General features: G+C 47.7%; 5 protein-coding genes. All 5 read right to left on the bottom strand.

What is annotated here, in order from left to right:
- Positions 1–369 precede the first annotated feature (369 nt).
- Positions 370–1,806, bottom strand: a complete 1,437-nt coding sequence (locus tag NW212_RS13285; protein WP_258339122.1) for a DUF1593 domain-containing protein — start codon at positions 1,804–1,806, stop codon at positions 370–372.
- A 47-nt stretch (positions 1,807–1,853) separates the two neighbouring features.
- Positions 1,854–4,361, bottom strand: a complete 2,508-nt coding sequence (locus tag NW212_RS13280) for a glycoside hydrolase family 2 TIM barrel-domain containing protein (RefSeq protein WP_258339121.1) — start codon at positions 4,359–4,361, stop codon at positions 1,854–1,856.
- Positions 4,362–4,380: 19 nt separating this feature from the next.
- Positions 4,381–7,260, bottom strand: a complete 2,880-nt coding sequence (locus NW212_RS13275; RefSeq protein WP_258339120.1) for a TIM-barrel domain-containing protein — start codon at positions 7,258–7,260, stop codon at positions 4,381–4,383.
- 622 nt (positions 7,261–7,882) lie between these two features.
- Positions 7,883–11,881: a hybrid sensor histidine kinase/response regulator transcription factor gene (locus NW212_RS13270; protein ID WP_258339119.1), complete on the bottom strand. Its 3,999-nt coding sequence runs from the start codon at positions 11,879–11,881 to the stop codon at positions 7,883–7,885.
- A gap of 176 nt (positions 11,882–12,057) precedes the next feature.
- A complete protein-coding gene (locus NW212_RS13265; protein ID WP_258339118.1) occupies positions 12,058–14,067 on the bottom strand; it encodes a fimbrillin family protein in 2,010 nt (669 codons plus the stop codon).
- Positions 14,068–14,219 lie beyond the last annotated feature (152 nt).

Raw genomic sequence — 14,219 nt, 5'->3', positions numbered from 1 at the left:
CTAAAGCGGCATGACATGATTTTACAGACAGGAGCAGAAGAGGTCATCAGACTTCTTCCGGAACATCATGTCCAACAGATAGGATTATATGAAAAAACACAGAAAAAGGGCAATAATAATGGCATATAAAGTGATTATACTCTATCGACTTTATATGCCATCTTACTTTTTAGGGACATTTACTGAATATCCCTAAGTATCTATATACAACTTGAACTTGCTAGACTAAGTTTGTCATTCATGTTTTCTGTTATTAAAGTATTTCAGCATATCAAGACGAATAGTAAGTGTAACTATCTTTTTTCCAAAGCCAATGAAGTTTTTTCAGTCTTTAAAATGGGAGTAACTTGCTATATGCAATCACACAAACTAATTAACCGGACGTATAATCACCCTCCTATACCCAGTCAGTGCAGGAGAACCATTGTCCGTCACTTCACAAATCACATGTATTTCCTTACCTGCCGCATCCCGTGGTATACCCAAGATTGCAACAGACCTGTCGGCCTGCATAATATCCATACGGCCTGTATAGGTACCGGCCTCCGGCAATATCCACCAATGATATGCCAATGAATCATTATCCGCATCAAAAGATTCAGATGCATCCAACCGTATTTTCCGACCCACTTTCGGAGAAACCATGACCGACTCCAAACCTCTTTCGCCATTTATGCAGACAGACGGATTATGATTTCCTTCTCCGTAAGCCGCCCAATCCATCCGGGCCGCAAAATCAGCAAAGATGGCCGGATAAAAATATTTCTCGTATTTCTCGGATACAGCTTTAACATCCGGAGCTGCATTGGTGTAACACTCCGTCAGGCTGTCAGGCGAAAGCGCCCAACAGAAATAGCCGCCCCAACCCACCTGATTGCCCACAGCAGGATTATTCAACCCATTGGGAAAGACATGCAGATAAGAAGGCGTATCCCCTTCTACTCCATATTTGTTTTTCGGATAGACCTTTCCTAAATGGCCATGTCCCTGTATATGGGTGGCATATTCATCCCAATTCATACTTCCAAGCGTGTTCTGCACAAGCCAGGCACTTTCATCCCAGAAGAAACGCAGCTCCTTTCCGCAAGTCTTGCGCAGCCATTGATGGGAACTGAACGCATAATCTACAGGAGGCCCCCCACATACGTCCTGATCTGTAATCGTATATACACACAGTTTATCCAGAAACTTATGCACTTCCGATTCGCTCCGTTCCTTTCTGACCCGCCACACAGCCTGTGCCAATGTGTTGGCACCACCCCATACAGTAATCCATAAAGGACGACTATCCTCTTCATCAACTAACTTGATTATCAAGTCACTTCCCGGAGAATCATTGCCTTCACCAATCCGTTCTATTCCCAGCCCTCTGCTTCCCAACACCGTCCTACTGCGCAGATAACCGGCAGTGGGCCAATAGCCCAATTCCTGCTTTCCGTTCTCCTGCTTTTCCGGTAAAAAGTCTTCCTGCTCCGACCGCTTCATCAGATTGGGTAAATCTTTTTCATAAGCGTCGATGACCGTCAACAAACTGTCCATCCAACTTTCGGGATAGATACCGCCACAGATATTCCATCCGCCTGTAGCGACCAGTCCTTCTATCTCAAACATATCTGCATGAGCCAACAAGCGGACCATGGATTCCATGTCATCAGGCTCAACATCAGCCGGAGCAATATCTGTCAAGACGACAATACGAGGTTTCAACAAGGACTCTTCATTCCGTTTGCCTGTCTCCGCCGATACAGAAAGACCCAGGGCCAGCAATCCGAAAAAGGTCCAGAATTTCCTTGCTCTTAAATTCATGACTATTTCTCTTTTTTATTTTTTATGAATCTATGTAATTCGTTGAATCAGTCAATCGCAATCTCCACATCAGCCGGCCGCAACCCGTCAGACGTAGCCATTAAATGCGCCATGCCCTTCTTTCCTTTATTCTGAACTACAACCAGACATTTTCCATAAAACGCCCGACGCTTATTGTCCTTAAAACGCTCCATTGAAATCGGATTTCCGTTATCCACCCCGACAATGAAAGCATCTCCTTTCACGTTGAAGTTTACCAGATTATCGGCATTCGGACATAAGTTCCCGTCCTTATCCAGAATCTCTACTGTTATGAAGCTCAAATCTTTTCCGTCTGCAGCCAACTGCGAACGGTCGGGAGTCAGACGAATCCGAGCCGGTTCGCCTGCTGTACGAAGTTCCTTCTCGCCTACAATCTTCCCGGCTTTTCGGGCTACAACCTTCACACTTCCCGGCTCAAACCTGACTCTCCACACTGTATGCAGACAGTCCGGAGTCTTTGACCTCACACCTTGCGACTTCCCGTTAACGAACAACTCCACTTCGTCCGCATTGTTATAATAACACCACATATCCACGTCCTGGCCTTCCTTCCAGTTCCAGTGCGGGAACAGATGAAGCACCTGCTTGTCCGACCATTCCGACTGGTAAAGATAATAAGCGTCCTTCGGGAAGCCCGCCAAATCGACAACACCGAAATAGGAACTGCGTGCAGGCCATCCGAACGGAGTAGGCTCGCCTATATAGTCGAACCCTGTCCACAAATATTGTCCGCTGATAAAGTCATTGTCACGTATCAGCTTGATGGTTTCCTCGTGTGTATTCCCCCAAGGTACATGGCAATTGTCATAAGAAGAGCACGAATAGCTGGAATCAGCAAACGGCTTGCCCCATCTTTCCGGCCAAATATACACCTTGTCGCTCGGCATCCGGTAATACCCCCGGGTAGCCAACGCCGAATTACTCTCCGTAATGATGAAAGGCTTCCCAGGAAAATTTGCAGGTACGTCCGGGACATTCACATTATGATAGTTGTAACCTATAATGTCAAGCGCCTCCGACCGGAACAGATGGTTGAACGGATTCGGTTCATTGCATCCTGCCGTAACAGGGCGTGTCGGGTCGAGCTGTTTCACTATATCAGCCAATTTCTTTGTCAGCAACGAATTCACACTCATCTCCCCGTCCTTTGCCAACATATCCTTCGAATGCCCGAAGTTCAGTATCAGGTTCGCCTCCTCCAGACTCAGAGTGTCCGCATCAGCATGACTCCACTGCTCCAGCACCTCATTTCCGATGCTCCACATGAAAATGGAAGGATGGTTGCGGTCACGCAGAATGAAATCGCGCAAGTCCCGCTCATGCCATTCGTTGAAATAACGGGAATAGTCGTGAGTTGTCTTTTTTTTGCGCCACATATCAAATGCCTCATCCATCACAATGAATCCCATACGGTCGCACAAGTCGAGCAACTCCGGAGCCGGGGGATTGTGGGAGCAGCGTATGCCATTGCATCCCATCTCTTTCAGAATCTCCAGCTGGCGTTCGATGGCACGAATATTCACCGCTGCGCCCAGGCAACCCAAGTCATGATGCATGCACACTCCGTTTATTTTCATCGGCTTTCCATTGAGGGAAAAGCCTTTCTCCGCGTCAAAGCTGAAAGTACGGATGCCCACCGGAGTCTCGTAACGGTCTACGCAGCGGTCTCCGTCAAACAATTCCGTCACCAGTGTATAAAGATAAGGTTCCTCTATTCCCCAAAGCTGCGGACTTGCCACTTTCAGCTGTTGTACGGTTATTGTGTCCGTTCCTCCGCCGACCGTGCATAATGTATCGGCTTTGGCCACACACTTGTTTTCCGCATCGAACAATGACGAACAGACAGTAATCTGGGTACTTTCATCCGTTTCATTAGAGACGATTGTCTGTACGTCCACCACCGCTTCCGACTCATTCGCCACAGGAGTGGTCACATAAGTTCCCCATTCGCCGACATGCACGGGAGCCGTCTTCACGAGCCATACATTCCGATAGATGCCGCAGCCGGAATACCATCTGGAATTGGGCTGTTCCGAATTGTCCACACGCACGGCCAGCACGTTCTTCTCTCCCCATTTCAGATGTGGGGTGAGGTCATAGCTGAAAGTGATATAGCCGTAAGGACGATGCCCCAGCAGGACCCCGTTAAGATACACATCCGAATTCATATAGACGCCATCAAATACAATCCGGATTTTCTTGTCCACATCGGACTTTTCAGGGACAAAAGTCTTTCGATACCATCCGACACCTCCGGGAAGCGCACCGCCCCCCGTTCCGGACGGATTATCTTTACTGAAATCACCCTCTATGGCCCAATCATGGGGGAGATTCAACATCCTCCACTCCTCGTCCACAAAGTCTGCATCGGCAGCTTCTGGAGTGTCTCCCAATCGGAAACGCCAGCCTTCGGTAAAATCAATTCGTTCACGAGGAACATCGGGAGATGTGCCACATGCCATAAAAAACATGCAGCAGATTCCCGACACAAACAACACTAATCTATTAACCATATAAACAAATCCTATAATATTACAATTTCACAGTCTGTGCGCTTCCCGTATACTTTACTTCAATGCCTTTTGCATTAATATCAAAAGCCTGCGGCTTGTCCTCATTAACTACAACCACCGTAAACGTGCGCTCCTCCAACATGCCAGGGAACGAACCTTTGCGTTCGCCGATTGTCAAAGTACGGGTTTCATCGTCATATTCCATCGGAATCATCCCATACATTCCCTTTTCGTAGTTATAGTTCACGCCCTCATCTTCATAGAGTGTAAACTCGCTGTCCGCTCCCTGATACACATACAGCCTGATATGGTCAGCCGGCTTCTCGTCCGTATATTGGATGTCTTCGCCGAACGGCACGATAGAACCTGCACGCACATATAGCGGAACGCGTTCATAAGGTGCCTCCACCTCGGCTTTCACTCCACCTTTTTGATATTTCCCTGTATAGAAGTCATACCAGCCTTCCGACTTCGGGAAGTACACCTCACGGCTGCGGTCTCCGTAACAGTAAACGGGAGAAACCATGAAAGCAGGACCGAACATGAACTGGTCACCAATATTGTTTACATTCGTGTCAGCTGTAAAATCCATCACCAGCGGACGCATGATGGTATAGTCCTTGAACCACGTCATGCCCGCCAACGAATAAATATACGGCATCATATTGTAGCGTAACTTTGTATAATAAACAATGGAATTGTAGGCGGGATGACCTTCGGGGGCAATCTCCCACGGCTCACGATACGGATATTGACCGTGTGCACGATACAGCGGACAGAACGCTCCGAACTGGAACCAGCGCGTATTCAGTTCGCGCCATTCTTTATAGTCGGCATTTTCCGTCCTCGTTTCGTTCCATTGCTGTTGTCCCGCCACATAACGGTTCTCTACACAGAAGCCACCTATATCCATTGTCCAATAGGGAATTCCGCTGACTGCAAAATTCAGACCGGCGGAAATCTGTGCCTTCATATCTTCCCAACGGGTCGCGATGTCACCGCTCCATGTAGCGGTGGAATAACGCTGCAAGCCGGCAAAGCCCGAACGGGTCAGCAGAAAGACACGCCTGTTGTTGTCCACACCCCGTTGCCCGTTGTAGATGGCATCCGCGTTCATCAGCGCATACGCATTGAAATATTCCGCCGACGGACCCAATGCCGTAGGCCCGCACAAGTCCTTACGGTACTGCAAATCCGTACAGTCGCGTACATTCGGTTCGCTGGCATCCATCCACCAGGCATCGATGCCCAACGGATAATAGTGTTCGTACATCTGTTTCCAGAACAGCTTGCGTGCCTCGGCACTGTATGCGTCATAGAAGCCGTATGTGTACCCTTTGCCAATCCAATCCTTCAGGCTGTCCTTCACGGACTGCGGATAAATCCAGCCGTTCCTGTCAAATTCCTTGTAATGCTCGGTCGTGGTATAGAACTTCGGCCATACGGACACCATTATGTGCCCGTGCATTGCATGAATGGAATCGACCATCGCTTTCGGATTCGGGAAATGTGCCTTGTCGAACTCATGGCTTCCCCATGCGTTTTCCGGCCAGTGGCTCCAGTCGAGCACAATGTTGTCTATCGGAATTTTCCGGTCACGGAAACCTTTCAACGCACCCAACATTTCATCCTGCGACTTGTAACGCTCCCGGCTCTGCCAATAGCCCATCGCCCATTTAGGCATGATGGGAGACTTGCCTGTCAAGGTACGGTAACCGCTGATTACATCATCCATATCGTCACCGGCGACAAAATAATAGTCCAGCTGAGGAGTCATTTCACTCCACCACGACTGTTTGCCCTGCTCTTTCGGGTCAACCGGACTGAACACACGCAACCCGGAATAAGAAACCGCTCCGTCCGGATTCCATGCCACCTTCAACGGCACACGCTTTCCGGCCTCCAGATTCACGGAGAACTTATAGCTGTTCGGATTCCATGCCGTGCGCCAGCGCTCCGGAACCACCAGTTTGTTGTCGATATACACTTTGGTATAGCCTGCATAATAGAGGATGAACTTGAATTCCCCGCTCTGCGAAGGTTCAATCTCCCCTTCATAAGTGACCTTTGAGCCATACAGCGGAAAGTCTTCCGGCAAATTCACCACATGATTCAGGTCGCCTCTGACCAGATGCTCAAAATAAAGCGAGTCCTCCCGGCGGACCAATGTCCCGGCACCCGATTCCGGAGCGGGGACATAAGTACCTGTTATCGCTCCCTCTTTTCCGTCCTTGTCATACAGCTTGAACACATCCCCCAACTGGGAATAATCGTTCGGATTGCCGAAACGGCAGAGCGAATAGCTGTCAAGAAGCACGCCGTAATTCTTGTTGGAAACGATGAACGGAACGGAAACCTTCGTGTTGTACTGGAAGAGTTCTTCATTCTTTCCCTTGTAATTGAACTCATCCGACTGATGCTGTCCCAGTCCGTAGAAAGCCTCATCGTCCGGTGACTCAAAAACCTGACGGATAGTATAGCCTCTGGTCCCTTCCACCTCTATAGGGGTGAACGTCTTGCCGCCTCCCTTGTTTTCCTGAAGAATCATGTTCCCATTTTCATCTGTAAACCAGACCTCCCCGGTCGATGCAAGTACGGAAGCACGGAGTTCGGAAGTAACGACCGTCACCGTATCTCCTTTCTGCTCCACACCGAACGGCGTCTGTTCCTTCTGCGGAACCACAACCAGACTTTGGGGGTCGGCGAACCTGCTTTCCGGTGTCGCCGACACGTGGACAAGTTTGTCGCCCATCACCTGCAGGCGGACCATACGCACGCCCGTATCTCCTTTCCGCTGTACTTTCACAATCACTCCATTATCTGTCTCCTCATAAACGCCGGAACATGAGCCGAGCAACAGACCGGCCAGCAGACAATAAGAAATGTTTTTCATATCCATATATCCAACTGATATTAAAGTTAAACGTCAATTCTTTTTTCCCATACAAAAGTAGAAGTTATCCGCCAAACCCGCGAGTCCAAATGTTACATACAACACCTCCATTTAGCCACCGACCGTCTAATATGTTTCCGTTTAGGGTATGATTTGTTATGTACGCCCTTTTCCCTCACAGACTGAAGTAAATAACCGGATTCATCCCCTACAAAGCCGGACATTCCCTCATGAAATCTCTATCTTTAACCTAAATATATGTATCTTTAAGCTGAAGATATGTGTCTTTAACCTAAAGATATGTATCTTTAGCCTAAAGACAGAGATTTTACCGAGACATAACGGATTTTGTCCGGAGACAACTCCGGCCTTCCGCTACTGAAAAAATTGCCTGGAAGTGTGTCGGAACAGAATTTGACCGCCAAAAGTAATGGCATGTTGCAAATCTAAGGGAAAGAAGCAAAACATCCCGTATGCATCAGCTTGTGATTTCGCATGGATGTCTGCGGAATTATTCATTTGCGTTCCCTTAGACAATACCCGTCACTATCGAATAGGTTTTCCATGGAAAACGGACGCTCAGGATGACAAAATGAAGGTTGTTTTTTATTTTAAACCTCAAGACGGTTCATTTTCCCTCCTGCTCCTGATAGACGGAGGGAAGTACACCAAACTCTTCCTTGAAGTACGTACTGAAATACCTCGGGCTGTTGAAGCCGACTTCATATGCCACCTCCGACACACGAAGCTGGCTTTCACGCAACAACTGTGCGGCTCTTTTCAAACGGATTACGCGGATGAACTCAATCGGAGTCTTCCCCGTTATCTGCAGCAGCTTCTTGTACAGATGCACACGGCTCATCCCCAATGCACGGCTCAGCTCTTCAACAGAAAGGTCACTCCGGAATATATTGTCCTCCACATACTTGACCGCCTTCTCTATCAGCTTCTCGTCGAGGGAAGTAATCACGATATCGCTCGGAGCCGGATCAATCGTCGCATGGGTGACCTGGCGGTAATGGCTCAGCTCAATCAGCTTACGGATACGCAGGACCAGAACAATCATATTGAACGGCTTGGTCACATAGTCGTCCGCACCCGTTTCAAGTCCCTCTACCTTCGACTCATCCCCCTGACGGGCAGTGAGCAGGATTACGGGGATATGCGATGTCCGCTTGTCCGACTTAATCATCCGGCACAGTTCGTTCCCGTCCATACCCGGCATCATCACGTCACTGATTACAAGGTCCGGACGGCTCTCCTTCTCCTGAATCATCTTCCATGCCTGTTCTCCGTCCGAAGCCGTCTCCACACGATACTGCAGCTCAAGGCTGTGCTTCATGAACATGCGGAAGTCCTCTTTGTCGTCCACAACGAGCAGAAGCGGGAAACTGCTGCGGTCGGTCTGCTCCACAACCTGCTCCGATACACCATCTGCATCCGACTGCACCACAACAGGTTTCGGCAGTTCGGCCATGACATCCACATGTCTTACCGGAATGCGTACCACAAACACGGTCCCTGTCCCTATGTTGTCGAACACTTCCACCGTCCCCTCATGCAGACGGACGAAATCACGCACCAGACTCAACCCGATTCCGCTGCCCGTCGTCTCCTCCATACCCTTATGGTCAGTCTGGTAGAAACGCTCGAAGACATGCTCTTTATCCGCATCAGGAATGCCGATTCCCGTGTCGGAAACCTTTATCTCCATCATCTCCTTTTCACCCTCCACACGCTCCATCATCACGGTCACACGTCCACCGTCGGGACTGTACTTGAACGCGTTTGAAAGCAGGTTCATCACCACTTTCCCCACTTTGTCCACATCGAAGGCCATCGAAAAGCTTTCCACTCCGGAAAAGAAAGAGAAACGGATATGCTTCTTGTCAGCCATCAGCAGAAAAGAATTGCAGACCTCACGGACATACGACACAATGTCTCCCTCCGCCAACGACAGCTGATGTCCGCTCATCTCCCCTTTCCGGAAATCGAGCAACTGATTGACCAGCATCAACAGCCGCCTTGCATTCCGGTACATCAGCGTCAGCACCGATTTACGCGACTCATCCTTCTCCTGTGCCAGCAGTTCTTCCAGCGGAGCGATAATCAGGGTCAGCGGAGTCCGGAGCTCATGACTGATATTCGTGAAGAAACGGAACTTCATCTGATTCACCTCCTCATTCTTAGCCGCCTCATGTTCTATCTGCTGCATACGGTACTTCTCGCGCTCCCTTCGCAGGATATGCCTGCGGGCAAGAAACAGCAGCGACACAAAAACGAGCGCATAACACAGCCATGCCCACCACGCAAGCCAGAAAGGAGGATGCACCACAATCGTCAGGCGGGCGACATCCCTGCCTTCATATCCGTCACTGTTTGTCGCCTTCACATTCAGCGTATATGTTCCGGGAGCAAGACTGGTGAAAGTCACACGGTTTATCCCTGCAGGAAGGACGAGCCATCCGTCTCCCAGCCCCTTCAGATTATATTGGTAGGTTGTCTTGTCCGGCAGATTGAAGTTGTCTGAAGCAAACTCCACGGTAAAGATATTCTGGTCATAGTCCAGTTCAATCTTCCTGAACCGGTTCAAGTCCCCCGGAAGGATTACACGTCCGTCATACTTTTCTCCGGTCTTCACTTCCTTGTCGAACAAATAAAGAGTCGAGAACATCACCTTGGGAAGTACTTTGTTATAACGCATTTCATCGGGATTGAACACATTCAGCCCATAAAGTCCGCCGGCCACAATCGTGCCGTCCTGCAAGGTCTTTATCGCCCGCAGATTGAAGTCGCAGTTCTGCAGACCGTCCTTTTCATTATACACGCGCGGCTCGAACGCATATCCTCTGCGGCTGTCCCCGGAGACTTTCAGATGCACTATCTGACGTGTAGAAGAAATCCACATGTCGTGATTACGGTCTTCCGTTATTCCGGATATGATTTCACCCGACACACCCGTTATGCCCGGAAAGACTTTTACGGAATGGGCTTTCTTGTCATAGACTTTCAGATTACCGCGAGTGGCAATCCATATCAGACCACGGCTGTCACTATACACCTGATTCACCTCATACCTGTCTGTTCCGCCTCTCTCAATCCTGTCATCACTCCCCACCCGATAGCACTTGTCAGGATTCCGCAAATCAATCAGAGCCGTACCGCCTAACATGCCGACAGCCAGTTCGTCATCTTCCGTCACATCCAGTGACGAAACCATATCTTCAATCTGTTTATAGGTATGAAACTCATTCCGCTTCAAATCCATATACTGAAGTCCTCCTTCCAGAAAACCGAGCCAAAGTCTGGAACCTTCCGCCTCCAATGCCCAAACGCTCTTGTTCAGCAACCCGTCTGACAGGGTATAATGAAGCAGACGGCCATGTTCCATGCAATAAAGTCCGCCATTGAATGTACCAATCCACAACCGCCCGTCAGATGACTTCTGCAATGAGACTACCGGACAGCCCAAAGTATAGGCTCTCTCTACCAAGCCTGTATTTCTGTTCCATAAAATGAGTCCCCGGTCATTCGTTCCCAACCACAGACGTTCATTATCCATCTGCTCGATGCAGGTAACGTCACCCACTTCATGCATATTGAACTTGAACATGCTTTCCCCATACACGGAAACGCCTTTCTTATAGGTTCCCACCCACATCACTCCATTACGATCAGCATACAGCGCATAGACGGTGTTGTGCGACAAACTCCGGGGATTCTTCACGTCATTCGCCACATTGGTTACCTTCCCGGTTTTCTTGTCGAGGACATCGATGCCTCCATAATCCTTCCCTATCCAGATTCTTCCCTGCCGGTCCTGAGATACCGAATGGACAAAATCAGACTGATTCCTCCATGGCTCTACTAAATCCGCAAGCCATCTTCCTGCCCGCACATCATAAGCCCACAGACCGTTCACACAACTTATCCACACGCAGTTGTCCCTGTCCACAAAGAAAGAGAAACGTGCCGTTCTGTCTTTCACCTGTTTTTCAATGTCATCCTTTATCCATCTCACCTTCATATCCGAAAAGTCCAGACACACCATCCTTCCCGAAGCATAAAGCAGGAGAATCCCGTCACAGCATTCGGCTATGGCATTGACTCCGTAATCAGGAAGCTTCAAGGCATGCAGAGACCGGAACTGTACCTGCCTGTCTTTGCTTACCCGGTAAAAGCCTTCAGACGGCACACTGAGCCACGTGTTTTCCGACGAATCGACATACACGTATTCCGGTTCTTTCATCTTGCTTCCTATACTCCTCATAAACTCTTCCAGATTTCTATTAAACCGGTCTTTTGTCTTGTCGAACAATGCATATCCCGTACTCAACCGTACCCACAGGAAATCGGGAGCGTCCATCAGGCCGGTTATATAATTGTCGGGGATGGATGTCGAATCTTCAGCAAGATGCCGGTAGACCTTGAAACGATATCCGTCATAACGGTTCAGTCCGGAAGTTGTCCCGAACCACATGAAGCCGTCCTTATCTTTCAGAATGGCATAAACGGAGTTATTGGAAAGTCCGTCAGCCACCTCCAGATGCTTGAACATGAAATTCCGGGCGGACAATGAAACCACAACCGACAAAAAACTTAATATAAACAGGAAACGTACTTTCATTCTGATAGACCAAAAATGTTTTTTGAGAGTACAAAAGAAGAAAAAAGAAAGAAAAAAAGCAAATGCCAATTGCATTTTCATCACATTTTCACTACGTGTCCGGACAAAAGAAAAACAATAGGGGTGTACCCCTACGGATATACCCCCATCTTCTATTTGTCAATCAGTCTGTTTGCTTATTCTCCTGATCCGCGAACCAGCTGAATTTTGTGTATTGCAACATTATCTCCCCTAATAGTAAGCGACTTTATTCCAAGTCCCTCTCTATTTTCTCTAAGCTCTAACAATCTTTGGCATATATCCTCATCAACAGCAATTTCAGCTACACCATCCCCTTCTGTCTCTATTTGCTTGTTAAAAATTACAGCCTCATCACCTTGTGGTTCTGGCACTCCTTCAAAATATGCACCTTCAGAAGCACTAACGTAAGTAACTTTAATAATATCCCCTGATTTTAAAGAAGCAGGAACTCCCATCTTTAAAGTGCCATAGTGCAACCAACAATCACCATCATCCACTATTCCTATCTCTTCTTGCTCAATCATATGGCACCATAGCAAATTAGAATAATTACTTTCTTCATCAGTATTCGGCACCAATTCAATGCGGTTTAATTGTAAAGACAATTCACTCCAATCCTTCTCAAAAATCATTTCACCATTATTTACAGCTACTTCATCACACATTGAAAGAGTCACAACATTTATCAAACTATGACTATTAATATCAAACGAACCTAAACTTCCATTAAAATGCATACGCAAAGTCCCTAACCACAATAACTCAGCTTGGGATTCTTCAGTTACCCCTTCACCGAAATAGCATCGTAAAATGGCACCTGGAACAAAGAACTTCAATTGTTCATCACTAAGTTTAATACGCGCCATAATCGGCCTATAGCCTGCATTTTCTAATCCTTCCTCGCCAGCAATTCCGTTTCCGGCTGTTCCATCACCGGTCCAAAGCGTAATAGGGAAACCAATGTTTTCATTAGTATAAACCAAAACACTCGTCAGCATAATGCCTGAATCATTCGAAGACACATCAATGCCTGACGTATTATCCCCAGCAGCTATTAAGAGTGTACCAGAAGTTAACCCCTCCTGCAAAGTATAGCTTTTATCAGATATCGTAATAGTAGCATCATTTGCAGCATCTGTCCGTGTATATTTGAGGCTATAGACATCAGTTGCGTTCAGTTGTCCCCTAAAGTCTCCAAAATGGGAACCTTCTATCGTCAGTTCAGCAGGTTCACTCAATAACTGATAAGAAATCTTTCCCTGAATCTCAAAACTTTCTCCTTCACCAAATATCCATCCGCTGTTAACCTTTTCTTCTTCCCAATCGTCAACATTGGCAGAAACAATGACTGTTTCGCCTGGTGAAACGGTTCCATCCGGGTTGAGAGTAGCCGAAAATATGACTTTTTTTCCTGACTCAAAAGCGTAGATATCTACCGGACAAGGATAGTCTACATTGTTATAAGTGATTGTTATCACCCTTCCTTGCGTTGCGGCAGAAGGCATTACGATTGTCTGATATTCCCCTTCTACCTCAGGATTGCTTGCAAAATTCAAGGTCGCATCGGCAGTACCGGTACCTTCCACCGTACCGTCAGCCAAATTCAACGCACCGCTTGTCTGCTGGTTGTTTATTTTTACCGTTGCACCGGGCAAAAGGTTTCTGTTCTGATCATAAACCTGCATGACCACCTTTACCAGCTTGTGCGTGAAAGTCAGGTCGACATTCTTTGCACCGACTGTCACATCAGTCATTGAAGAATACATCACATCATTATCACTCAACGAAGCTCCCTCTCCTGTTGCAAGAGTAAATGAATAGATTCCATCAGCTACCGCATCAGCCTTATACGGATATACCCCTTTAAAATCCACAGTTTCCGCACTACCTGCAGCTTCCCAGGTCATCGGGTTTGTGGAAGTAAATCCACTTCCGTCCGCAGTGGTATACTGCACATTGGTGGCATTCCCTACAAAACCGCTCTCCGTATACATGGAAACACCGATTGCGTCACCGGCTTCAAAACTTGTGTCTGTCGCGCGTGACATTACAGACGAAGTGAAAGTGATTCCCTCGCCGGCAATCCCCTGCCGCAAGTCATCTTCTTCCGAACAGGCAGCAACCAACATCGCGGCCGCCAGTCCAAACAAAATTGTCTTTCTCATAAGAATTAAATGTTTAATGATTCAACAAATGCATTAAAAACCGCTTTTACAGTAATAGCAAAATTACGGAATATTATTATATAGGTACTGACTGATTCGTTTCAGGAACATGAGAGTTTGTTATGTAACATGATAAAATGTTACCGGACGAT

This window comes from Bacteroides sp. ET225, assembly GCF_024733745.1.
GTDB classification, from domain to species: Bacteria; Bacteroidota; Bacteroidia; order Bacteroidales; family Bacteroidaceae; genus Phocaeicola; species Phocaeicola excrementipullorum.
Note: the sequence above shows the minus strand (reverse complement) of the source record. Positions and strands in the feature narration are given on the sequence as shown.